The 22,851-nt window shown below is 43.3% G+C and carries 20 protein-coding genes and 1 pseudogene; 10 read left to right on the top strand and 11 right to left on the bottom strand.

The features are described 5' to 3' along the window. The first annotated feature begins 56 nt into the window (after positions 1 to 56). Positions 57 to 1,700, top strand: coding sequence for a nitrite/sulfite reductase (locus F995_RS06215; protein WP_004645943.1), 1,644 nt, complete (start codon positions 57 to 59; stop codon positions 1,698 to 1,700). Then, positions 1,693 to 2,178, top strand: coding sequence for a DUF934 domain-containing protein (locus F995_RS06210; RefSeq protein ID WP_004645942.1), 486 nt, complete (start codon positions 1,693 to 1,695; stop codon positions 2,176 to 2,178). The genes F995_RS06215 and F995_RS06210 overlap by 8 nt, the downstream gene beginning before the upstream one ends. A 64-nt stretch (positions 2,179 to 2,242) precedes the next feature. On the opposite strand, the pseudogene F995_RS06205 reads toward F995_RS06210, so the two are convergent. The 3 genes and pseudogenes from F995_RS06205 to F995_RS06195 all read right to left on the bottom strand — a co-directional run bounded on the left by F995_RS06205 (position 2,243) and on the right by F995_RS06195 (position 4,661). Further along, positions 2,243 to 2,692: pseudogene (locus tag F995_RS06205) on the bottom strand (VOC family protein). 160 nt (positions 2,693 to 2,852) lie between these two features. Next, the gene (locus F995_RS06200) at positions 2,853 to 4,028 is read right to left on the bottom strand and encodes a thiolase family protein (protein ID WP_004645940.1); all 1,176 of its coding nucleotides are present in this window, start codon (positions 4,026 to 4,028) and stop codon (positions 2,853 to 2,855) included. Positions 4,029 to 4,139: 111 nt separating this feature from the next. Next, complete coding sequence (locus tag F995_RS06195; protein WP_004645939.1) at positions 4,140 to 4,661, bottom strand: GspH/FimT family pseudopilin; 522 nt, start codon at positions 4,659 to 4,661, stop codon at positions 4,140 to 4,142. Between the two features lie 375 nt (positions 4,662 to 5,036). Between F995_RS06195 and omp38 the strand changes: the two genes are divergently transcribed. Both omp38 and F995_RS06185 read left to right on the top strand, forming a co-directional pair. Next, a complete protein-coding gene (omp38, locus tag F995_RS06190) occupies positions 5,037 to 6,086 on the top strand; it encodes an outer membrane protein Omp38 (protein ID WP_004645938.1) in 1,050 nt (349 codons plus the stop codon). A 103-nt stretch (positions 6,087 to 6,189) separates the two neighbouring features. Beyond that, the gene (locus F995_RS06185) at positions 6,190 to 6,723 is read left to right on the top strand and encodes a cysteine peptidase family C39 domain-containing protein (RefSeq protein ID WP_004645937.1); all 534 of its coding nucleotides are present in this window, start codon (positions 6,190 to 6,192) and stop codon (positions 6,721 to 6,723) included. A 52-nt stretch (positions 6,724 to 6,775) separates the two neighbouring features. Here the strand turns inward: F995_RS06185 and F995_RS06180 are convergent, their stop codons facing one another. From F995_RS06180 to F995_RS06170, 3 genes are all read right to left on the bottom strand, one after another. Beyond that, the gene (locus tag F995_RS06180) at positions 6,776 to 8,239 is read right to left on the bottom strand and encodes an amino acid permease (protein ID WP_004645936.1); all 1,464 of its coding nucleotides are present in this window, start codon (positions 8,237 to 8,239) and stop codon (positions 6,776 to 6,778) included. After that, positions 8,239 to 9,273, bottom strand: a complete 1,035-nt coding sequence (locus tag F995_RS06175; RefSeq protein ID WP_004645935.1) for a methyltransferase — start codon at positions 9,271 to 9,273, stop codon at positions 8,239 to 8,241. The genes F995_RS06180 and F995_RS06175 overlap by 1 nt, the downstream gene beginning before the upstream one ends. A 66-nt stretch (positions 9,274 to 9,339) precedes the next feature. Then, positions 9,340 to 10,710, bottom strand: coding sequence for a uracil-xanthine permease family protein (locus F995_RS06170; protein WP_004645933.1), 1,371 nt, complete (start codon positions 10,708 to 10,710; stop codon positions 9,340 to 9,342). A gap of 174 nt (positions 10,711 to 10,884) precedes the next feature. On the opposite strand from F995_RS06170, the gene typA reads away from it, so the two are divergent. Together typA and mscL are read left to right on the top strand one after the other, a co-directional pair. Continuing rightward, on the top strand, positions 10,885 to 12,723 hold the full coding sequence (gene typA, locus F995_RS06165) for a translational GTPase TypA (protein ID WP_004281716.1): 1,839 nt from the start codon (positions 10,885 to 10,887) through the stop codon (positions 12,721 to 12,723). Between the two features lie 177 nt (positions 12,724 to 12,900). Continuing rightward, the gene (gene mscL / locus F995_RS06160) at positions 12,901 to 13,341 is read left to right on the top strand and encodes a large conductance mechanosensitive channel protein MscL (RefSeq protein WP_004281717.1); all 441 of its coding nucleotides are present in this window, start codon (positions 12,901 to 12,903) and stop codon (positions 13,339 to 13,341) included. Between the two features lie 82 nt (positions 13,342 to 13,423). Here the strand turns inward: mscL and F995_RS06155 are convergent, their stop codons facing one another. Both F995_RS06155 and mutM read right to left on the bottom strand, forming a co-directional pair. Continuing rightward, positions 13,424 to 13,708, bottom strand: coding sequence for a peptidylprolyl isomerase (locus F995_RS06155; RefSeq protein WP_004281718.1), 285 nt, complete (start codon positions 13,706 to 13,708; stop codon positions 13,424 to 13,426). Further along, positions 13,705 to 14,565, bottom strand: coding sequence for a bifunctional DNA-formamidopyrimidine glycosylase/DNA-(apurinic or apyrimidinic site) lyase (gene mutM / locus F995_RS06150; protein ID WP_004645932.1), 861 nt, complete (start codon positions 14,563 to 14,565; stop codon positions 13,705 to 13,707). Before mutM ends, F995_RS06155 begins: the two co-directional genes overlap by 4 nt. 399 nt (positions 14,566 to 14,964) lie before the next feature. On the opposite strand from mutM, the gene F995_RS06145 reads away from it, so the two are divergent. The 3 genes from F995_RS06145 to F995_RS06135 all read left to right on the top strand — a co-directional run bounded on the left by F995_RS06145 (position 14,965) and on the right by F995_RS06135 (position 18,422). Next, complete coding sequence (locus F995_RS06145; protein WP_004645931.1) at positions 14,965 to 16,233, top strand: carbohydrate porin; 1,269 nt, start codon at positions 14,965 to 14,967, stop codon at positions 16,231 to 16,233. A gap of 92 nt (positions 16,234 to 16,325) precedes the next feature. Further along, positions 16,326 to 17,435, top strand: a complete 1,110-nt coding sequence (locus F995_RS06140; RefSeq protein WP_004645930.1) for an NADH:flavin oxidoreductase/NADH oxidase — start codon at positions 16,326 to 16,328, stop codon at positions 17,433 to 17,435. A gap of 60 nt (positions 17,436 to 17,495) precedes the next feature. Continuing rightward, the gene (locus F995_RS06135; protein ID WP_004281722.1) at positions 17,496 to 18,422 is read left to right on the top strand and encodes an AEC family transporter; all 927 of its coding nucleotides are present in this window, start codon (positions 17,496 to 17,498) and stop codon (positions 18,420 to 18,422) included. An 83-nt stretch (positions 18,423 to 18,505) separates the two neighbouring features. On the opposite strand, the gene F995_RS06130 is transcribed toward F995_RS06135, so the two are convergent. Continuing rightward, a complete protein-coding gene (locus F995_RS06130; RefSeq protein ID WP_004281723.1) occupies positions 18,506 to 19,303 on the bottom strand; it encodes a tetratricopeptide repeat protein in 798 nt (265 codons plus the stop codon). 262 nt (positions 19,304 to 19,565) lie between these two features. Between F995_RS06130 and F995_RS06125 the strand changes: the two genes are divergently transcribed. Next, complete coding sequence (locus F995_RS06125) at positions 19,566 to 19,811, top strand: hypothetical protein (protein WP_004645929.1); 246 nt, start codon at positions 19,566 to 19,568, stop codon at positions 19,809 to 19,811. A gap of 51 nt (positions 19,812 to 19,862) precedes the next feature. Here the strand turns inward: F995_RS06125 and F995_RS06120 are convergent, their stop codons facing one another. Beyond that, positions 19,863 to 20,588, bottom strand: a complete 726-nt coding sequence (locus F995_RS06120) for a CAF17-like 4Fe-4S cluster assembly/insertion protein YgfZ (RefSeq protein ID WP_004645928.1) — start codon at positions 20,586 to 20,588, stop codon at positions 19,863 to 19,865. 114 nt (positions 20,589 to 20,702) lie between these two features. Next, positions 20,703 to 22,835: a multicopper oxidase family protein gene (locus F995_RS06115; protein ID WP_004645927.1), complete on the bottom strand. Its 2,133-nt coding sequence runs from the start codon at positions 22,833 to 22,835 to the stop codon at positions 20,703 to 20,705. Positions 22,836 to 22,851 lie beyond the last annotated feature (16 nt).

Here is a 22,851-nt window from a genome sequence, read left to right as displayed (position 1 = left end):
AGGTTCAATCTCGCTATCCTTGCCGGCGATATAATAGAAACTACTAGCTGTACGCCATGTATTTATATACTGATTTCGATCAGCAACTGATTAATGAACGTGTTGCACAGTTCCGTGACCAAACGGAACGTTATTTAGCCGGTAAACTCACTGAAGATGAGTATCGTCCGCTTCGTCTGCAAAATGGTCTGTACGTACAGCGTTATGCGCCAATGTTACGTATTGCCGTGCCATATGGTTTGATGAACTCAAAACAACTTCGTAAAGTGGCTGATTTGGCAAAAGAATATGACCGTGGCTACGCGCATATTTCGACCCGTCAAAACATCCAGTTTAACTGGCCTGCGCTGGAAAATGTGCCGGATATGCTGGCTGAACTGGCCACTGTGCAAATGCATGCGATTCAGACTTCAGGTAACTGTATCCGTAATACCACGACGGATCAGTATGCCGGTGTGGTTGCAGGTGAAATTGCCGATCCACGTCCGACTTGTGAATTGATCCGTCAATGGTCAACCTTCCATCCGGAATTTGCTTTCTTGCCACGTAAATTCAAGATTGCAGTCTCTGCGCTTGAAGAAACTGACCGTGCAGCCACTGCATTCCACGATATCGGTGTGTATATTGTGCGTAATGAAGCAGGCGAAATGGGCTATAAAATCAAAGTCGGTGGTGGTCTCGGCCGTACGCCAGTGATTGGTAGCTTTATCCGTGAGTTCTTGCCGCGTGAAGACCTGATTGCTTATCTGGAAGCAGTCCTTCGTGTGTATAACTTGCATGGCCGTCGCGACAACAAATATAAAGCACGTATCAAGATTCTGGTAAAAGCTTTAACACCAGCAGTATTTGCCGAGAAAGTTGAAGCTGAATTTGCGCATACGATTAAAACACTGAAAATCGATGCAGACACCTTGGCGAAAATGGATGAGAACTTCACGCCATTTGACTACCAAGATTATGCAGATGAAGATTTCACTGAACTATTTGCACAATATCCAAAATTCAAACAGTGGTTCAACATCAATACCAATGCACATAAAGTGAAAGGTTATCGTATCGTGACGATTTCACTGAAACGTGCCGGGATTGCGCCGGGTGATGTCAGCACAGAAGAAATGAACCTGATTGCAGATCTTGCCGATCAGTACACTTTCGGTGAGCTGCGTACCACGCATGAACAAAACATTTCCCTGGTCGATGTCCCACAAAAAGATTTGTTCGCTGTATGGCAAACCCTTGACCAAAACAACCTGGCACGTGCGCATATCGGTTTCTTGACCGACATTATTTGCTGCCCGGGCGGTGACTTCTGTTCTTTGGCTAATGCGAAATCCATTCCGATTTCTGAAGCAATTTCACGCCGTTTTGATGACCTGGATACGATTTACAATTTAGGCAAACTGGATCTGAATATTTCAGGTTGTATGAATGCTTGTGGCCATCACCATGTGGGTAACATCGGTATTTTAGGTGTAGACAAGAAAGGCGCTGAGTTCTACCAGATCACTTTAGGCGGTAATGCCGATCATGATGCGTCAATTGGTGACATTCTTGGGCCATCATTTGCAGCCGAAGTCGTGCCGGATATCGTAGAAGAAATTTTGAATACTTATCTTGACCTGCGTCAGGATGGTGAAGAGTTTATCGATACTTATCGCCGTGTCGGCATTCAACCCTTCAAGGAGCGTGCATATGCTTAATACCGCACTTCAAGTGCTCTCTAAAGATGGCACGATTGCAGACAATACCTATCAATTGATTGGTGAAGATGGTGTTTTGCCGCAGGGTGATGTGGTTCTGACTGTGGACCAGTTAGACCAGATTGGCAATGTATCAGGTAAAAAAGCATTGTACTTAACTGTCGATGCTTCTCCTGAAAACCATGAATTTCCACTGGACCAGCTAGACGCAATCTTTATCGAGTTTGCCGGTTTTAATGATGGCCGTGGTTATTCATTTGCAGCACTTCTTCGTCGCCAGGGTTTTCAGGGCGAACTACGTGCTACAGGGGATGTATTCAAAGATGTGTTGAACTACATGAAGCGTTCTGGTTTCGACACTTTCGTGATTAAAGAAGGTAAAGATATTCAGGAAGCAGCTGCCGGTTTGAATGATTTCAAAAATCCGTATCAGGCATCGACTGCGGTTGCACAGGCACATTATCAAACAGGTGCATAATTTAAATTATGCTGCTGTAAAAAGCCGGATTGAGTCCGGCTTTTTTATGTCTTGGTAAAAACCTTTAATTTTCTTCAAGTTGACAATTGATCATCCAGTGAATTCCAAACTGATCGCTAAAGGCAGCATAAAGTGCGCCCCAAAAGATCTTTTCAAGCGGCATCTCAATTTGACCATTCACCGATAAAGCATTAAAAAGTCATTGTGCTTCAGCTTGTTCGCTAGCGTCTAAGTTAATGGAAATATAGTGGTTATTACCTTGCGTAAACACGGTATTGGTTTGCGCGCAAAATTGATCATTCGTATCGGATGCCATCAGTTCTGTAAATTCGTTAATGGGAAGTGAGATATGCAAGATTTTATTTTTATCCACTTCCGACAGTGTGACACCTTCTTCAGCTGGCATTTCACCATAACGACTCAGACTTGAAAATTCGCCTCCAAAAACTGATTTATAAAAGTTAAAGGCTGCTTCAGCCTGACCTTGGAAATTGAGGTAATGATTCAGTTGCATGGGAGAACTCCCTTTTTATTTTGCTTGCTTTAATCTACGCCACTTTGTGGTATTTTGCGCGAGCAAGCTTTATCAAAATGTAAGCGAAAAAAATCCTCCAGATCAGGAGGGTTTTTAACTCCCTCTCCTTATGGGAGAGGGATGGGGGTGAGGGAAGAGGTTAGAGTAATTCAATCGCTACAGCAGTTGCTTCACCACCACCGATACATAGAGCAGCAATACCTTTCTTGCCACCGGTACGTTTTAGTGCATGAATCAAAGTCAGGATAATACGCGAACCGGTTGAACCCACAGGATGGCCGAGTGCGCATGCACCACCATTGATGTTGACTTTTTCAGGATCTAGCTTGAACTCATCCATTGGGCACATGGTGACCATGGCAAAGGCTTCATTGATTTCCCAAAGGTCGACATCAGAAGCGGTCCATCCGGTTTTATCCAGTACTTTCTGGATTGCACCGACTGGAGCAATGGTAAATTCAGATGGATGTTGAGAATTCGATGCATAGGCCACAATTTTGGCTAAAGGATTTAAACCTTTTGCTGCTGCATTGTCAGCCGAGGTAATTACTAAAGCTGATGCACCATCTGAAATCGAGCTGGCATTAGCCGCCGTAATCGTACCGTCTTTAGCAAACGCTGGACGTAAAGTTGGAATTTTATCGATGTTGGCATTAAATGGTTGCTCATCTTTATCAACAACCACATCGCCTTTACGGTTTTTAACTGTTACAGGCACGATTTCATCAGCAAAGTAGCCTTCATTGACCGCAGTTTGCGCACGCTTTAATGAGCGAATCGCAAAATCATCCATCTGCTCGCGGGTATAGCCTTTGGTATTTGCCATATCTTGGGCAAATGAACCCATCAAACGACCTGTTTCAGCATCTTCCAAGCCATCCAGAAACATATGGTCCTTGATTTCACCGTGACCCATACGGAAACCGCTACGTGCTTTTTGCAATACATAAGGCGCATTGGTCATGGATTCCATACCACCGGCAACCACGATATCAGCAGAACCTGCTTTAATCATGTCAGCAGCCTGCATGACGGCTTTCATGCCTGAACCACATAATTTATTAATGGTCACAGCACCAGTAGAATCTGGAAGACCAGCTTGACGCATCGCTTGACGTGCAGGCCCTTGCTTTAAACCTGCCGGGAGTACACAACCCATAATGACTTCTTCAATATCCGCTGGTTGCAGACCCGCACGGGAAATTGCCTCTTTAATGGTGACCGCACCGAGTTCGGGTGCAGTTACACTTGCAAGACTACCCTGAAAGCCACCCATGGCTGTACGTGCACCATTGACAATTACGATGTCAGTCATTGTTTTCTCTCCGTATGAGTTTTAATCAATTTTTTCAAACTTAAGCAGTATATTGGAAAAAACTCAGGATTGAAGCGTTAAACGCAGAGAAGCATAAACTGGATAGTTCTGTTAGCAAGACGAGAGACTTTCGATCCGGATATGCCCCATTTTGCTGAGTACAATACGCTGTTGGTTAGAAAGATGGGTAGAACAATAATAAAAACTACCATTTGAACCAATCGGCAAGGCAGTGTGCGCTTGATAAGTGACACTCGATAAACTTAAAGCTCCTCGCCAACTTAAGTTACCGTATTTGAGGTTCAGTGCATCAATATGTAAAATTTGTTCGCCTGTATCGACTTGTCGGTTTTTATTTTTATCAATAAAGACCAGTATATTTTTATTCCATTGATTGGGTTGACAGCTGAGTGAGTCCTGGCTGGGGCAGATCACAATATTCTGGTGAAACACAGCAGCCTGACTGCGTGCATAACGATTAACCGCAGATAATTTGATTGGAATCTGTTTGGCTTCCTGTCTGGAACGATACTCATGGAAGTACGGTAGAGCGATACTGGCTAAAATTGCAATCATTGCAATACAGATAATGAGTTCAACAAAAGTGAAGCCTGTTGTTATTTTTTTATACATAGAGTTACCTGATTTATATATTATTTTTATGAGGAATATGTTATTAATTATGCGTTTTTTATGCTTTGTGGAGCCGAGTAATCAGTCCTTACTTAAGTTTCAAGAAAGTGATTAAAAAATAATTGGCAATCACCATAGGGTATTCAGAATAAAAAATTGAGTAAAAAGTTACCGAATTACAACGGAAATTGTAAGTAATTTTGTCAATAATTTACTTGATTAAATTAATCAAGCACTTGGAAAAATAATAAAGTGTTTGTATGATGCCATGTGAATAGCTTAAGAATAAAACTGGGGTAATAAAAAGCCTATCTCAGGATGGCCTATTGCGGGCTTGAGCTTGAACAACAATTTTTATCTCTGGAGGATAAATCCATGAAAATGAGTCGTATTGCTTTAGCTATGCTTGTAGCTGCACCTTTTGCTGCTGCAAATGCAGGCGTAACTGTTACTCCGTTGATGTTAGGTTATACATTCCAAGACACCCAGCACAACAATAACGGTAATGATGGCGAACTTACTAGTAGTCCTGAATTACAAGACGATTTATTCGTAGGTGCTGCTATTGGTGTTGAATTAACTCCTTGGTTAGGTTTTGAAGCTGAATATAGCCAAGTAAAGGGCGATGTTGACGGTGCTGCTGAAGGTGCAGAATACAAAGGCCAAAATATTGCAGGTAACTTCTACGCAACTTCTGACGTATTTACTGGTAACTATGACAGCAAAGTGAAGCCATACATGCTTCTAGGTGCGGGTCACTACAAATACGAATTTGAAGGTGTGCCACGCGGTACTCGCGGTAATGAAGAAGAAGGTACTCTAGGTAATGCTGGTGTGGGTGCATTCTGGCACATCAACGATGCCTTAGCGCTACGTACTGAAGCTCGTGGTACTTACCACTTTGACGAAAAATTCTGGAACTACACAGCATTAGCTGGTCTTAATGTTGTTCTAGGTGGTCGTCTGAAACCAGCTGCTCCAGTAGTTGAAGTTGCTCCAGTTGAGCCTGTAACTCCAGTTGCTCCAGCGCCACAAGAGTTGACTGAAGACCTGAACATGGAACTTCGTGTGTTCTTTGATACAAACAAATCAAACATCAAAGATCAATACAAACCAGAAATCGCTAAAGTTGCTGAGAAGCTAGTTGAATATCCAAACGCTACTGCTCGTATCGAAGGTCACACTGACAACACTGGTCCACGTGCACTAAACGAACGTTTATCTCTAGCACGTGCTAACTCTGTTAAATCTTCGCTTGTAAATGAATACAATGTTGATGCATCTCGCTTGTCTACTCAAGGTTTTGCTTGGGATCAACCGATTGCAGACAACAACACTAAAGAAGGTCGTGCTATGAACCGTCGTGTATTCGCGACAATCACTGGTAGCCGTACTGTTTTAGCTGAACAACCAGTTGCTCAATAATTCATTATTGAACACTCATTAAAAAGGCAGCTCTTCGGAGCTGCTTTTTTTATGTCTGTATTTTGACTACACTTAGCCTGTTAAGATGTCGTTGAGTAAAAATATGAGTGTCGAAATTCCTGAAGATTTGCAAAATCTGGAAGCCAATAGCGGAATTTTTGCAATATGGATGATTTTTCATCATTATGGCATTGATTTGAATATTCCTGATTTAACTCAGCTCTGTCAACATGACCCTGAAATGGGAAGCTCAAGCATCGCACTTGCAGTTGCTTTAAAGACATTGGGTTTGGATGTCAATTTTTGTACTGAACATGATGCAGATAAACAGCCAATTGAAGTCGATTTCTATCAACAAGCACATCGCTTAAATATTCCTGTTATAGAACAGCCATTGTCTTATGCAGAAATTCAGGAAAATGTAGAAGCAGGCCGTTTTGTGATTGTGTTCTATGACACCTTAGAGGGAGTAGGGAATCATTCCCTGATATATGAAATTGATGAAAATGAAATTAGCTTCTTTGATAGTTTTGAGTCTATGCCTAAAGAGGTATTTGAGCAGCAACGTCGGGTAGACGGAATTTGCCAGCAAGTGATTGTGATTGATGATCGCAATTTCGTGATGCGTCATAGTTAATTCAAGAAATAAAAAATCAGCCCGTAAGCTGATTTTTTTAATGAATAATTTTTTATTCCTGATCAAGTTTCATCGGCTGCACATCCATCTCTTGATAAGAGACCAGTTTGGTTTTTTTCTTCCATTTGTAGCCGAACCAAATGGCTAGGAATAGCGGAATACTGATATAGGTCGATAACACACCCATCCATTGACCGGCCAAAACATCCTGATAGTTCTGTCCGAGAACAACAATCGCACACAGGATAAATGCAAACCAAGGAGCAAAAGGAAAGAATTTAGCGCGATAAGCCAGATCTTCCAGTTTATAACCTTGAGCCAAATAACCTTTGCGGAAGCGGTAATGCGAAATTGCAATCCCGAGCCAGACAATAAAGCCACACATCCCTGACATGTTTAGCAGCCAGTTAAAGACTTCCTGTTCACCAAAGAAAGTAGTCAGGAAGCATAGAGCTGCGATCGCCGTAGTGGCATAGAGTGCATTCATTGGCACACCACGCGGGTCCAGACGCGCAAACATTTTAGGTGCACTGCCTTTACGCGACATATCAAACAGCATACGGGTAGATGAATACATGCCAGAATTACCCGCAGATAGAATAGCGGTCAGGATCACTGCATTCATGATACTGGCGGCAAAGGCAAAACCGGCTTTTTCATACAATAAGGTGAATGGCGAAAGCGCAATATTATCTGTTGCAGCGGCCTGTAATAAACGTGGGTCATTATAGGCAATCAAGGTGCCGATAATGAAAATACACACGATATAAAACAGAAGGATACGCCAGAAAATCTGTTTGATGGCGACCGGAATGGTTTTCTTTGGATCTTTCGATTCACCTGCCGCCACACCGACCATTTCGGTACCCTGGAAAGAGAATCCGGCAATCATCGCCACGCCAATTAATGCCTGGAAACCACCGACAAAGGGTGCATCACCAATGCTCCAGTTGGCAAATGCTTCTGCACCCGGGGTCAGCATGATCTTCACGATCATCCAGATCCCGATAATGATAAAGGCAATGATCGCGAGAACTTTAACCAGAGAAAAGAAAAATTCAGATTCGCCAAAGCCTTTTACCGTCAGGGCATTAATCCCGAAAATAATGGCCAGGAAAATGGCACTCCAGTACACGCCCGGAATATCTGGAAACCAGAATTTCATAATAAACTGAACGGCAACCAGCTCAAAAGCCACGGTAATGGCCCAGTTGTACCAGTAGTTCCAGCCCAGAGCGAAACCAAAACCACCTTCGACATATTTGGTGCCGTAAGTGAAAAATGCACCTGAGGTCGGGTTGTGTGTGGCAAGCTCGCCTAGACTGGTCATCAAGAAATAAATCATGATACCAATCAGTACATATGCAAGTAGTGCACCGCCTGGTCCAGCGTTGGCAATGGTCGCCCCTGAGGCCAGGAATAAACCTGTACCAATAGATCCGCCAATGGCGATCATATTCAGATGACGAGCACCCAGCTTACGCTGCAGCTGCATCGTGTTTTGCGTTTCGCTCATCATGATTCCTTAACATTTTTTTGAGTGCTGGCGAAGAGCACTTTAAAGCCTTGTTGATCCGCTTTGACTGTACAGCGACCAAAGTTTTGTTCAATCAGGGTCGGGTAGTTCAAGAAACGGTTGGCCACGATCCAAAGCTCACCGCCCGATTTTAAATGACGGCGCGAGATTTTACATAAGGTTTCGCTTGCCGTGTAATCGGTCTCGATTCCCATATGAAAAGGCGGATTACTGACGATGGCATGCAAGAACAAGGGTGCATCTTCAATGCCTGTAACCGCTTTGATTTCAATCTGTTCAGGAGTAAGCTGGTTTTCTGCAAAGGTCATTTGCGTAGAAGCCAGTGCAAAGGCATCGACATCCATGGCAAAAATCCGGTTTTTCGGATTTAATTTTGCCAGATACGCACTAATGACGCCTGCGCCACAGCCAAAGTCAGCAATTTTACCTGAAGTGACTTGTGACAAATAAGGTAATAGTGTGGCAGTACCGACATCCAAACGGTTTTGACTAAAAACGCCCGGAAGTGCACAAATATTCAGATCACCATTTGGTGTAGATACGGTATAGTGCTGCGCCCAGTCTGCAAGTGCTTTTTTCTCGACCGTATGGTCTAGAACCAATTGCCACAGCTGGCAATGACGTGCGCTGTCAAGTTTGAGTGTCTTACCAAAAGGCTGCAACTGTTTGGCTGCACGTTCTATCCCACCTTTCTTTTCACCGACCAGGAAAACACTGCTACCCGGTTTAAGCTGCGCTGCCACATTATGCAGTAAGTAATTTAAGAGTTCTTTAGACTTAGGTACAAAAATAACCGCCTGATCAAACTCACCCTCAGGCATCTCTGCACCAAAATGCACATCTGCTTGTTGTGACTGGAAATATTGAAAATCGTTAAAATTCCATGTCCAGACAGCGGGATTGATAGAGGCATCGAATTCAGCGAGCAGATCATCTGTTGGTGCATTAATCAGTAGGATGCGACCCGACAAAAAATCATATTGTCTTAATAAAACTTCGCTTTTAGGATCCATAGGTATCTCTCCAATATAAAGAACACTGCCTAAGTCTGACCTAGACAGTGTTCTTTGGACATGAAATTACTTCTTTGTTTCAGGAAGTACTACATTCAGAATAAGGGCAGCGATACCACCAGTAGCAACGCCTGAGCTAAAGATATTACGGAATAACTCAGGAAGATGTTCAAGAATTTGTGGAACTTGTGCAACACCTAAACCCAGTGCCAGTGAAATCGCAATGATCAGCAGGGCACGACGGTCCAGATGGACACCAGACAGAATGTTAATGCCAGAGGCTGCGACTGCACCAAACATCACCATCACTGCACCACCCAGTACCGCTTGCGGAACGGCCTGAATAATACCAGCAACTGCAGGCAGTAAACCAAGAATAACTAGCAAAGCAGCAATCCAGATGCCGACATAACGACTTGCTACGCCCGTTAACTGGATTACGCCATTATTTTGTGCAAATACGGAACTCGGGAAGGTGTTAAAAATACCGGCAAGGAATGAATTCGCGCCATTTACCAGTACACCGCCTTTAATGCGCTGCATCCATTTTGGACCATCAACTGGCTGGTTGGAAAGCTTTGAAGTCGCAGTGATATCACCAATCGCTTCTAAAGAGGTCACCAGATAGATGAATGCCATCGGAATAAACAGGCTCCAGGAGAAGCTTAAACCGAAATGCATTGGGGTTGGAATCTGTACCAACGATGCATCTTTTAGACCAGAGAAATCCAGATGCCCCATAAAGCCCGCCAGAACATAACCACAGATTAGGGCGATCAAAATGGCAGAACTTTTTACCCAGGTAATCCGGATACGGTTCAGAATAATAATCAACGCCAAGACGGTACAAGACATGATCAGGTTGTCAGCATTGGCAAAAGTTTTATCGCTCATGGCCTGATAACCACCGCCCATACTGATTAAACCTTCTTTAATTAAGGTCAAACCAATCAGCAGCACGACAATCCCGGTCACCAGCGGTGTAATCAGTTTTTTGATCCAAGGCAGAATTTGTGACACGCCCATTTCAATAAATGCACCTGCAATCACCACACCAAAAATAGAAGCCATGACTGCTTCTACAGGTGTGCCTGCAGCCACCATGGCTGAACCAATACCAATAATTGGACCGATGAAGTTAAAGCTGGTTCCTTGGACAATCAGCAGACCGGCACCAAATGGCCCCACTTTTTTAGACTGTAAAAAAGTCGCGATGCCCGAGATTACCAAGGACATGGATAAAATCATGTTGGTGTCTTCTTTGGAAACACCGAGTGCCAAACAAATCAGCAGGCCAGGGGTCACAATCGGGACAATAATCGCCAGTAAGTGCTGGAATGCAGCTAAAAAAGCAATTAATGGTTTTGGTCGATCTTCCAGACCATATACCAGGTCGAGTTGATCTTTAGAAAGAGGAGATTGATTAAAATCAGACATGTGTCAATGCAAATTAAGGCTGGGTGGCGCTATTCTAATCGAGTTACACGTCTTTACAAAATCAAAAAAGCCCCAACTGGGCAAAAAAAGTTGAGGAGTGTGGTTACAGTGACTATAAAAGTTTTGTATTTTTCTGTATAATTTGCCCTCAAATTACATACGCATTGAATTTACATGTCAGATATTAAAACTCTCCGTAACATCGCCATTATTGCGCACGTCGATCATGGTAAAACCACTCTTGTAGACAAACTTTTGCAACAATCAGGTGCTCTCGGTGATCGCGCGGGTGAGATCGAGCGTGTCATGGATTCTGGCGCTATTGAAAGCGAACGTGGTATTACCATTCTTGCAAAAAACACTGCAATCAAATGGTTAGATGAACGTACCAATACTGAATACCGCATTAACATCGTGGACACCCCGGGACACGCCGACTTCGGTGGTGAAGTTGAACGTGTAATGTCGATGGTTGACTGCGTACTTCTTCTTGTAGACTCACAAGAAGGCCCGATGCCACAAACTCGTTTCGTAACGCAAAAAGCGTTCGCACGTGGTTTGAAACCAATCGTGATTATTAACAAAGTGGACAAGCCAAGCGCGCGTCCAGACTGGGTAATTGACCAAGTATTCGATTTGTTCGACAACTTAGGTGCTTCTGACGAACAGTTAGACTTCCCAGTTGTTTATGCTTCAGGCCTTCGTGGTGTTGCTGGTCCTTCTCCAGAAGAACTTGCTGAAGATATGACTCCGTTGTTCCAAACGATCGTAGACATCGTTGAACCACCAGCGGTTGATGTTGACGGTCCATTCCAAATGCAAGTATCTTCACTTGACTATAACAGCTTCGTAGGCGTTATCGGTATTGGTCGCATCCAGCGTGGTTCAGTGAAATTAAACACACAAGTAACTGTAATCGATAAAGATGGCAAAACACGTAACGGCCGTATCTTAAAAATCATGGGTTATCATGGTCTAGATCGCGTTGACGTTGAAGAAGCTTCTGCAGGCGATATCGTTTGTGTAACAGGTATCGATGCACTCAACATTTCTGACACCATCTGTGATCCGAAAAATGTTGAAGCTTTACCGCCATTGTCTGTAGATGAACCTACAGTATCGATGACATTCCAGGTAAACAACTCACCGTTTGCTGGTAAAGAAGGTAAGTTCGTAACTTCACGTAATATCCGTGAACGTCTAGACCGCGAATTGATTCACAACGTAGCATTACGCGTTGAAGATACTGACAGTCCAGACCGTTTCAAAGTATCTGGTCGTGGTGAACTTCACCTTTCAGTTCTGATTGAAAACATGCGTCGTGAAGGCTTCGAAATGGGCGTATCGCGTCCACAAGTAATCATCAAAGAAATTGATGGTGAAAAACAAGAGCCATACGAAAACGTTACTTTTGACGTTGAAGAACAGCACCAAGGCGCTGTAATGGAACAAATGGGTCACCGTAAAGGCGAAATGACCAATATGGAAGTTGACGGTAAAGGCCGTATCCGTATTGAAGCAACTGTTCCTTCACGTGGTCTGATTGGTTTCCGTTCTGAATTCCTGACCATGACTTCTGGTACAGGGATCATGACGTCTAGCTTCTCGCACTACGGTCCAATGAAGCAAGGTACTGTTGCAAAACGTCAAAACGGTGTACTGATTTCTATGGTTCAAGGTACTTGTCTGGGCTATGCACTGTTCACACTTCAAGATCGTGGTCGTCTATTCGCGAAACCACAGTTAGAAGTTTATGAAGGTATGATCATCGGTATTAACTCTCGTTCAGACGACATGACAGTTAACCCGACTAAAGCAAAACAGTTAACGAACGTACGTGCTTCTGGTACTGATGATGCGTTAACGCTGGTTCCTGCGATTGAATATACACTTGAGCAAGCGCTTGAGTTTATTGAAGATGATGAACTAGTAGAAGTAACACCTAAGTCAATCCGTATCCGTAAGCGTTTCTTGACTGAAAACGAACGTAAACGTAACCGTTCAGGTAAATAATCGCTAGATTATTTCGGGTTTTCAAAAACCGTAATCTTTTCGAAGATTACGGTTTTTTTATATTTACGTTATGCTTAAATCATAATTTACTAAAACGCATTAAACTAAGTCAAAATTAAAAGTATTTATTCAGGTATAATTTGACCCAAAACTTGAAAATAACATATGGGAGCAGTTATGAGCATTATTCAAGAATTTAAAGAGTTTGCGATCAAAGGCAACATGATGGATCTGGCGATTGGTGTCATTATCGGTGGTGCTTTTAGCAAGATCATCGATTCATTGGTGAAAGACATCATTATGCCTCTAATTACCGTGATCACCGGTGGTGGCGTCGATTTTACGCAAAAATTCTTTATCTTGGGAAGAAACCCAGACAATTTACAATCTCTGGATGCTTTGACTAAGGCGGGTGTGAATGTACTGACTTACGGTAACTTTTTAACGATTTTAATTAATTTCTTAATCTTGGCTTGGGTCGTATTTTTATTGGTGAAGTTCATGAACCGTTTACGTAAACAAGAAGGCCCAGTCGAGGAAACTCCGACCACCCCAGCCGATATTGAATTATTGCGTGAAATTCGTGATGAATTGAAAAAGCGTCCACCTCAAGTCTAATTTTTCTAATCCCCCTAAATCCCCTTTATAAAAGGGGAACTTCTCCCTTTAACAAAGGGAGGTAGGGAGGGATTTATAAATATTAAAAATCCATCCGAAACTTGATTTCGACCAAATGAAAACCAAACTGGCTTTTGACCGGACCATGTAATACACGTTCAGCGGCAGTAAATACCAGTTTATCAATCACTGGAACCAGCTGGCCTTTCTTCACTTCACCTAGCTCACCGCCACGTTTGGCAGAATTACAGGTTGAATACTGTTTTGCGATTTTATTGAAGTCGGCGCCACTTAAAATCTTCTTTTTAAGCTGCTCAGCGGTTTCTTTATCTTTAACCAGAATATGACGCACAATGGCTGTTTTCATGACTTTTCCCCTCGTAAAGTTGCCACTTTTTTGATAGGGAGATGAATCTTTTTCAAAGGTTGGCACTCAGGACAAAAAACTGAAGCTCGTTGTCCCAATTTGATATTTTCAAGCGTGGTCTCGCAGTTCATACACATTTCACCGGCACGACCATAAGCCAGCAAGGTTTGCTGGAAATAGCCATTTTCTCCCATGGCATTGGTGTAGTCTCTTAAGGTTGAACCACCCAGATCAATCGCCTGTTTCAAGATGCGCTTGATTTCCAATACTAGCTTTTCGATCTGAATCAAGCTTAAAGTCGAGGCCGGTTGTGCCGGATGAATCCCCAGATTAAACAGACTTTCGGTCGCATAAATATTGCCTACGCCCACCACCACATGGTTATCCATAATTGCAACTTTGGTGCCAACATTTTTATTCTTCAATTTTTCAAATAAATACTCGGCATTAAAGTTCTCGCTTAAAGGTTCTGGCCCCAACGTGTCAATCAATTTGCTTTGTGATTGTGCATCCAGCCAAAGAATGCAGCCAAAACGGCGAGGATCATGATAACGCAGTTCGATATCTTCAAACTGAATGATTAGATGGTCATGTTTGCGTAATTCTTCATTGCTCTCGCATAGACGGAAACTCCCCGACATGCCTAAATGCCAGAGCATGGTGTCGTGTTCAAACTCCGCCAGAATATATTTAGAACGGCGAGTGAGCTTCAGTAATTTTTGCCCCACCAGCTTTTCTATATTTTCTGGAATGGGCCAGCGCAAACTGGACTGACGCACTTCAACACGTTGGACGCGTTGTTCCAATAAGGGTAATAAACTGGTTTTGGTGGTTTCAACTTCTGGTAATTCAGGCATAACTCATCAGTGGCGAGGGAGATGCAGCTAATATTGGGTGAATTGGCTGGGATTGCAAGCGTTAATCTGGGTGAAATCGCTGGAAAATGACTGGGTATTTCATCTTTATTTAAACTGGAATTGTTTAAAGAATAAACTAGGTTTCTATGTTTTTATAGTGAATTTTCTTGGGAGGAAATCGAATGGAAATTATCAATACATTATAAGCTAATGAAAAATATATAAATAATTTAAGATTATTAAAATAAAAATTATATTTTTATGTTTAAGGCATAACTAAAAGTTTAATGAGTAATAAAAAAAATGCTGGGAATTTATATGAAAAGTTATGTAAATTCATGCACCTAATAGCAATTTAAAAACCTTGCTTGTTTTTCTCTCCGAATGTTTAGGTTTTACATGAAATATTTAGGTCTAGCTCTATTGCCTTTAATGGCTGCCATGACAACCGCTCAAGCGGAATCTGCATTTGATCCACAAGGTCAATATTTACTGGGTGACTGGAATGGTCAACGTACAGAACTGGCCCAACAGGGAATTAAATTTGAAGCCAATCTGTTAACCGATACCGCCTATCTTGCTGATGGTGGTCGTAATGAGGGCGCAGATCCATTAACTTCTGCCCAATTATGGCTAGGTACTCAACTGGACATGGAAAAGCTGGCAGGATGGAATGGCGTCACCGTACGTGCCGTGATGAGTGCACGTCAGGGTCAAAGTACCTCTGTCCGTGACTTGCAGGATCCTAGTGCACCGCAACTGGCCAATGTACAAGGTACTTTCGGACGTGGTAATCAGGATAGCCGTCTGAGCGAGCTGTCTATTGAAAAGAATTATAAAGAGCAGGGACTCAGTATTAAGGTGGGTCGTCTTGGTCTGGGCATGGACTTTAATGTCATGGCTTGTGATTTTGCCAGTACTGCATTTTGTGCAGCGCAAATGGGAAAATGGCAGGGCAATATCTGGATGAATACGCCTGTAGCACAATGGGGTGCGCGCGTGAAGCAGCAACTCAATCCTGAACTTGCAGTACAAGTCGGTGTGTATGAGTTTAATCCAGATAATGGTAATGGCGCTAAAGAAGGTCAGGGCTGGAGTCTGGATACCGACCATGCCGATGGCGTGACGATTCCGGCAGAAGTAATCTGGACGCCGAAATCATTGGTGAATGGCTTGCCGGGCAGCTACCGTGTCGGCGGGATGTACAATACTGCCGATGATGTTGCCAACCAAAAGGATATTGCCAATCCTACTGATGCCAAAAACCGTACCTTTGCCGGCTGGTTAGCTGTAGAGCAACAGTTAACGTCTACAGGTCAGGGCCGTCAGGGTTTGCATTCATTTGCCAACTTTACCTGGCATGACCGCGATACCAATAAAGTGGATAATTCACAACAAATCGGTGTGAAATATATCGGTCTTGCGGACAGCCAGCCGAATGATATTTTAGGTTTAGCAGTAAACCGTGTGCATGTGAATAATCGCTTTGCTGATTCACGGCCAGCTTTCAATGCTGATGCAGAATACAATATTGAACTGAACTATAGCTATAACGCAACAAAGTGGCTGATGCTGCGTCCAAACCTGCAATATGTCATTAATCCAGGTTCAAGTAATAATGTAGATGATGCACTGGTACTCGGTTTGACTACACGAATCATCTTCTAAAGTTTGATCGTTCACGTTATAACTAAACAGGCTCTTAGGAGCCTGTTTTTATTTTTAGAGTGAAACTAGGCAATAAAAAGAGGAAATACAGCGTGGCATTACTATTTCAACCTATTCAATTTGGATCACTGCAACTTCAAAATAAAATCGTGATTGCGCCGATGTGTCAGTACTCTGCAACAGAGCAGGGGGAAATTACCTATTGGCATGAGCAGCAATGGGCTAACTATGCCTTATCGGGTGCAGGTTTATGTATTGTCGAAGCGACTGCAGTACAGCCAGAAGGCCGGATCAGTTATGCTGACCTAGGTTTGTGGAATGATGAACAGGCTAAGCAGATCAAGACCCTACTGGAAAAAGTCAAATCCATCTCCCCGATGCCTTTTGCCATTCAGCTCGCACATGCCGGACGTAAAGCTTCAACAGATAAACCATGGGCAGGTAAAGGTCAGTTTAAGCCGGATGAAGCACATGGCTGGCAAACTGTTTCTGCCAGTGATATTCCTTTTCAGGCCGATGAACATCCACCCAAAGCCTTAAGCCAGTCGGAAATTGAGCAGGTCATTGCTGACTTTGCAGAAAGTGCCAAACGTGCAGTTGATGCCGGTTTTGACCTGATTGAGCTGCATGCAGCGCATGGTTATTTACTGCATCAGTTCATGTCACCACTTTCAAATAAACGTGATGATCAGTATGGCGGTTCACTGGAAAACCGGATTCGCCTGACTCTGGAAGTATTACAAGCCATGAAAGCGGCGGTTCCAGAAGGTTATCCAATTGGAGTGCGTATTTCAGCCAGCGACTGGATGGATCAGCCAGATAGCTGGACCATTGATTCTTCAATTGAATTGTCCAAAGCACTAGAAGCTGCGGGTGCTGCTTATATTCATATCTCCAGTGCCGGGCTGCATGTCAAACAGAACATTGATGTGAAGCCGAATTATCAGGTGCCTTTTGCAGATGCGATCAAGAAAGTCGTGAGTATTCCCGTGATTGCCGTCGGTTTGATTACTGAAGCTAAGCAGGCAGAAGATATTTTGCAAAAAGGTCAAGCTGATGCCATCGCACTGGCTCGTGCCATTCTTTATGATCCACATTGGCCTTGGCATGCAGCGGCAGCACTTGAGGAAAAAATCAAAATTTCACCGCAATATCTGCGCTGTGCACCGCATGGTTTGAATCACCTGTTTGAGCCTTTTTAACACTGCTTTAGTCTCAGAAATTCTTATAATGGAATATCACTGACAAGAGGATACTGCATTATGATTTTTGCGGTCATTGTGCCCATATTTTTATTGTTGGCGCTGGGTTATCTGACTGTAAAGAGTCAAGTGTTAAACAAAGAACAGGTGGGGACGGTCGGTGCTTTTGTGATTAAAGTAGCCTTGCCCTTGCTGTTCTTTCAGTCCCTTGCCTCCAAAGACCTGCATGAAATCTGGTATTTTGAATACTTTGCCGTGTATAGCAGCGTGACCTTACTGCTCTATGGTAGCGGTTTCTGGATCATGCGCCGTCATTTTCAGAATACGCATTCGCAAAGTGCAGTCTTGTCGCTGGGTGCTGCAATGTCAAATACCGGGCTGATTGGTACAGCTGTGCTTAGCTTATTGATCGGACAACAGGCGATGACCTATACCTCTCTGGTGGTCATCATTGAAAGCGTGTTGCTGATTCCGCTGGTGCTGGTCATGGCTGCGCTGGGCACACAACATCAGGCGAACCTTGGCGCCATTTTGAAAAGTGTGCTACTGACCTTGCTAAAGAATCCCTTATTTATGGGAGTGATGCTGGGCATGGCCTGTGCAGTTTTCCAGATTAAAATTCCAGTCTATCTCGATCAGGTCTTTGCCTTGATTGGTCAGACGGCCTCACCATTGGCCTTGTTTGCCATTGGAGGTGGGATCGTGGGAATGAGTCTGAAATATGTCAACCTGCAAAGTTTCTATCTGGTATTTTCCAGCAATATCATGATGCCGTTATTGATGTATCTGGGACTGAGCCAGTTAACTGATTTAAGTCAGGAAATGGTCCATGCTGGTACGCTAATTGCAGCTTTGCCGATGCCGACGATTTTTGGCATGCTGGGACAGGCGTATGGTTTGAATGATCGAACCTTAACGCCATTGTTGATGAGTACTATTGTCGGTTTTATCGTGACCAGTGGCTTAATTGCCTTGTGGTGGGGATAATCTTTTAGCAGATGGATGCTCTGCTACTAAAAAAAGCCCCAAATTGCATGGGGCTTTTTATATTTTAATTTTGTGGAATTAACTTAACTTTTCTTCGCAGGCGCTTTTTTCTGTTCAGCCAGCATTTTGTCTACCGCTGCCAAAGACTCTTTGGCCTGCGGAACATTTTGCTGCGCCAGTGCGGCAAAGATTTTCTTAGCTTCTGGCAGATTTTGCGGAACAATACTGCCATTGGCAAACATATTACCTACTGCCATCAGCGCCGGAATATAACCTTTTTTGGCGAGTTCCTGAATGCTGCTTAGGCCTTGCTGAATCGGTTTTTCATCTTTGTTTTTGAAACCGCTGCTGATGTCATATAAGGCTTTGGCATGAATGGCCTGCATATTGCCTTTGCTGATCAGCGGTTGCAGCTTTTGTAGTCCGGCTTTATTTGACGCTGTCGTATTTTCAGAAAATAGCAGTATGGCCAGATCAATGCTGGCATCATCAAATTTGGCTGCTGAAGCGCGTTCCAGATGCTGTTTGGCTTTGGCCAAATCCTGTTTGAGGCCGAGTGTGCCGGCTGCATAGTTTTTACCCAGTACATAATTGGCCACCGGATAGCCTTTGCTGGCTGCCTGCTCGTAAAGCTGAATGGCTTTTTTCTCGTCCTTGGTTGTACCTTGGCCGGTTTGGGTCAAATAGCCTAAGTTATATAAAGCTTGGGCATTTCCCTGACTGGCCAATTGATTCAAAGCGTCATAGGCACCTTTAAAATTATTGGCTTTGACCATGGCCTCAACTTTTTGGAATTGGGGATCGACTTGATCTTTTACGGTATTTGCCAGAGCGAATTGCGCAGAAAGGGCAAGAACTGTAGCGAGTACTAATTTTTTCATGGTTCCTATAACCTTATTATTGCTGGCACCTTATTCCTTGGTGCGGTTTTAATCATTTTCACTTACATCATAAAAGGATTTTGTGCTTTGTAAATATACAATTTGTCACTAAATACAAATCATCAAAGCACAATACACCGTTTAAATCGATGCATGATTTGGACAGGTTTTGCTCAATCTTGCAGATATCAAAAGGATTACTTTGCTTAAGACGACTTCTCTGGTTAAATCTCGGTTTGAATCAGACTCCCAGGATTTCACCATGTTTGTCAAAACCATTAAACGTCACTATGACAGAATCAATGCTGATGAATCGATTGCTGATGAAGACAAGATTGATGCGCTGCTGATGAAACTTGGTGCAGAGTTTTTGATGAGTCAGGAAGACCGAGTATATGTCTTTCAAAAAGGTGAACTCACGGCAAAGTTTGATGCCAAACATGCGCGGGCCTATCATTTTAAAGATTATGTGGTAAAAGACATGAACAAGCTGTTTCATGGCTTCTAAAATAAAAAAGCCAAGAATTTTATCTTGGCTTTTTTATGAGTTATGCAGTGATTATTGCGGACGCGCTACATCACCGCTCAAAGCTTCAGGAAGCTCCAGAACTTCGAGACCTAGCTCGGTCAATGCTTCAGGTTTTGCCACGACTAGTGCTTTATAACCATTCTCAATCGCGATGCTATTGACGATTTCAACATCATTATTCAGTTTGGTCGCAACATCAGGTGCGGCACCTGTGCCTTGAACCAGATGTAACCAGTGTTTTGGCTTGGCTTTAAACCATAAACGTGCAATGACTTCCTGACCCAGATAGCAACCCTTGTCATAGTGAATGCCTTCGCGTTGATGCAAACGTAATTCCTGTGGTTGAAACAGGGTTGCAGTGGCAGCCTGAATCCAGGCCTGACCTGATTCAATGGCTTGCTGTTCCCACATCGTCACATCGGTTTCAGTCGCCACAAAGTCAGTATGAATGCCATTGATGACTGGATAAACTGGACCGACCAATTCCAGTTTCATTTTTGAAAAGGCACCAAATTTTTTAATATGATTGGTCAGTTCCGTAGCCTGATCTTCAGTGCTGACGATTTCAAAACTTTCCGGACTGATTTTTTTAAGCCACAAGCCAAATTGAATGCGTCCTTTCAGACTGCAGATCGCAGTATAGCGTGTCTGGTTTTCCGCCAAAGTTTCAGTATTCAAAGTCACCTGACCTTGAAGGAATTTTTGTGCATCTACACCATTCAGACTAAACAATGTAAAAGCAGGAGACGCTGCCATAATAAGCCCCGGTTTGAATACTATAAATCAATGCAGTTATTGTGCAGCAAGCATCAAATAGAGGCAAACAAAAAAACCAACAATCGAAATCATTGGCTTTTAGCGAGCAGATCTTTAGTGATGATGGCTAGCCGGTAATGGCGAATCACAAGGGAATTTGCCTCCACAGACTCGTACGGTTTCCATCATACCCTGATCTTCATGGTCGAGGATATGGCAGTGCTGTACGAAGTCACCTTCAAATTTCTTGTAATGGCTTCTGAGAATAAATTTATAGTTAGCTTTTATAAAAAGCGTATCCTTAAATTGTCCTTTCATGCCACGGTATTGCACATCTTCAAGTCCATTTGGATCTGTGACTGGCTCAGATAATGCTTCACTGACATCTTTACCATCAGGATTCAAAATTTTAACAATCTGGAACGGGTTAACATGAATATGGAACGGATGACCGCCAAAATTTTCGGTTGTCAATTCCCATTCATCAGTCTGTCCAACTTGTAACTGACGGACATATTCGCCACCCACTGAACCATCTCCATCAAAGAAATCTCCAAAACTCAGTGTATCTCCATCTTTTTTATGTCGGAAGCCAAATTTGAATACGCCAGTTCTAGGGTCGGGGCCGAGCGAAAAAGCACTATATTGTTTTGGTCGGGCAGCAACTACTTTATCAATTTCGGGTGTCATCAATGATGGATGATCACTAAACGCAGAAAGATTAAGCTGAGATAACTGGGTCTGGATGTCTTTGCTTAAACCAATTTTTTGTGCCCGATCTTTCAGGAACTGTGCAGCAGTCTGAGCCTTGGTCTTGGCTGCTTTTACATTGACCCATCCCAGCAGTTGGGCATTGAACCGATGATTTGGAGCAATTTGAGGGCCTACATTCGGTAATGGCGCGTTAATTTCATCATCGATATTCAATTTGGTGTCAAAAATGCAGTATCTATTGGTGGTCGGAAAGGCAACCATTGCATCATGACGATAACCAGGATGGAACACGGACAGGGTTCTGGTCTGTATATGATTCATAGTTAAGCCATCTTGCGCGATGGTATGCACATTCAGGCTATTCAGCTTCTCAAATTCAGCTTTCTTGTCTGCCTCCTGATAGGCTGAACAGGCTTTAATGGTTTGCTCTGCGCTAAACTTACTGGAGTCAGGAATTTCCTTTATGATTAAACCAATGGTATCGCGTACACCGCCATGAATCATGCGCCAGCGGTTAAATACATTCTGTTCAACCTTCATCTCTCCCACAATTTTACCGTTGATAGACGTGTAGTAATTCTGGTTGGTCCAGAAGCCACTAATAGACAGGTCATTATAATTTTCCAGCATGCCTATACCTACACCTTCACAGTTATTGGGAACAGCGAATGTGATATTAGGATCGGGATTACTACAGCGATATTGGATTTGCTGGAACAACAGGATGTTTTCGTTCGGGTAACTGTTTTTTTCTTTCCATAGAATATCCATATCTCCAGTTGAGGTGACTTTACCATTTTTGACTTTTGGCGTTCTTGAGCCTTCAACAATCAATGGGCCAGCCATGCCATTCGACACCTGAAGAGCAGTTGAACCGTGCAGATGGGCGTGATACCAGTAAGTCCCTGCGGGATGATTCGGTTCCATTTTGAACTGATAATCAAATTTTTCCTGAGGTTTGAATTTCAGGAAAACATTATCGCTATTGCCTTGAGGACTGACCCAGAAGCCATGGGTATGCAGGTTGGTAGTATTAAAGCAGTGAGGTTCATTTACATTCTCAACATGAGTTGGACAAGTTGTTTCTGACTCGGGTGGAAGCTGGTTATTCAGGTTAAGTGCCAAGGTTTCACCCTGTTTGACCCGAATCTGTGGCCCGACCAATTGATCCTCAACATATTCACCAGTTTTTTTCTTATCAAATAAACTGGGTTTGGTTAAATAGCCTCTCAGCAGTACCTGATCCCATAAGCCATTTCTGGGGTTATAGAGCTTGCTGGTTTTATAGGCCACGATCAGCTCATATTTGCCCTTGGCACTTTTCGGTAACAGAGGTGGGTTGCTAATCAAGCTGTCTGATGTGGTCGGAACGGGATGTGAGGGTTTGGGTGGAGGTGTTGGGTGTGAGGGATGAGAGGGTTGGGACGGTGGTGATGGATTGGACGGTGGTGATGGATTTTTTGTTCCATCCCAACCGCGAGCTAAGAGCGTCAAAATGGCGGCTATAGCTCCGAATATTGCGATTTTCAACATTTCAGTTCTGCCTGTT

Source organism: Acinetobacter sp. CIP A162, from assembly GCF_000367905.1.
Taxonomy (GTDB): domain Bacteria; phylum Pseudomonadota; class Gammaproteobacteria; order Pseudomonadales; family Moraxellaceae; genus Acinetobacter; species Acinetobacter lwoffii.
Note: the sequence above shows the minus strand (reverse complement) of the source record. Positions and strands in the feature narration are given on the sequence as shown.

Bases quoted from the DNA above. Each gene is read 5' to 3' on its own strand.
- F995_RS06215 (WP_004645943.1), top strand. From the start codon at position 57: ATGTATTTATATACTGATTTCGATCAGCAACTGATTAATGAACGTGTT.
- F995_RS06210 (WP_004645942.1), top strand. From the start codon at position 1,693: ATGCTTAATACCGCACTTCAAGTGCTCTCTAAAGATGGCACGATTGCA.
- F995_RS06200 (WP_004645940.1), bottom strand. From the start codon at position 4,028: ATGACTGACATCGTAATTGTCAATGGTGCACGTACAGCCATGGGTGGC.
- F995_RS06195 (WP_004645939.1), bottom strand. From the start codon at position 4,661: ATGTATAAAAAAATAACAACAGGCTTCACTTTTGTTGAACTCATTATC.
- omp38 (WP_004645938.1), top strand. From the start codon at position 5,037: ATGAAAATGAGTCGTATTGCTTTAGCTATGCTTGTAGCTGCACCTTTT.
- F995_RS06185 (WP_004645937.1), top strand. From the start codon at position 6,190: ATGAGTGTCGAAATTCCTGAAGATTTGCAAAATCTGGAAGCCAATAGC.
- F995_RS06180 (WP_004645936.1), bottom strand. From the start codon at position 8,239: ATGAGCGAAACGCAAAACACGATGCAGCTGCAGCGTAAGCTGGGTGCT.
- F995_RS06175 (WP_004645935.1), bottom strand. From the start codon at position 9,273: ATGGATCCTAAAAGCGAAGTTTTATTAAGACAATATGATTTTTTGTCG.
- F995_RS06170 (WP_004645933.1), bottom strand. From the start codon at position 10,710: ATGTCTGATTTTAATCAATCTCCTCTTTCTAAAGATCAACTCGACCTG.
- typA (WP_004281716.1), top strand. From the start codon at position 10,885: ATGTCAGATATTAAAACTCTCCGTAACATCGCCATTATTGCGCACGTC.
- mscL (WP_004281717.1), top strand. From the start codon at position 12,901: ATGAGCATTATTCAAGAATTTAAAGAGTTTGCGATCAAAGGCAACATG.
- F995_RS06155 (WP_004281718.1), bottom strand. From the start codon at position 13,708: ATGAAAACAGCCATTGTGCGTCATATTCTGGTTAAAGATAAAGAAACC.
- mutM (WP_004645932.1), bottom strand. From the start codon at position 14,565: ATGCCTGAATTACCAGAAGTTGAAACCACCAAAACCAGTTTATTACCC.
- F995_RS06145 (WP_004645931.1), top strand. From the start codon at position 14,965: ATGAAATATTTAGGTCTAGCTCTATTGCCTTTAATGGCTGCCATGACA.
- F995_RS06135 (WP_004281722.1), top strand. From the start codon at position 17,496: ATGATTTTTGCGGTCATTGTGCCCATATTTTTATTGTTGGCGCTGGGT.
- F995_RS06130 (WP_004281723.1), bottom strand. From the start codon at position 19,303: ATGAAAAAATTAGTACTCGCTACAGTTCTTGCCCTTTCTGCGCAATTC.
- F995_RS06125 (WP_004645929.1), top strand. From the start codon at position 19,566: ATGTTTGTCAAAACCATTAAACGTCACTATGACAGAATCAATGCTGAT.
- F995_RS06120 (WP_004645928.1), bottom strand. From the start codon at position 20,588: ATGGCAGCGTCTCCTGCTTTTACATTGTTTAGTCTGAATGGTGTAGAT.
- F995_RS06115 (WP_004645927.1), bottom strand. From the start codon at position 22,835: ATGTTGAAAATCGCAATATTCGGAGCTATAGCCGCCATTTTGACGCTC.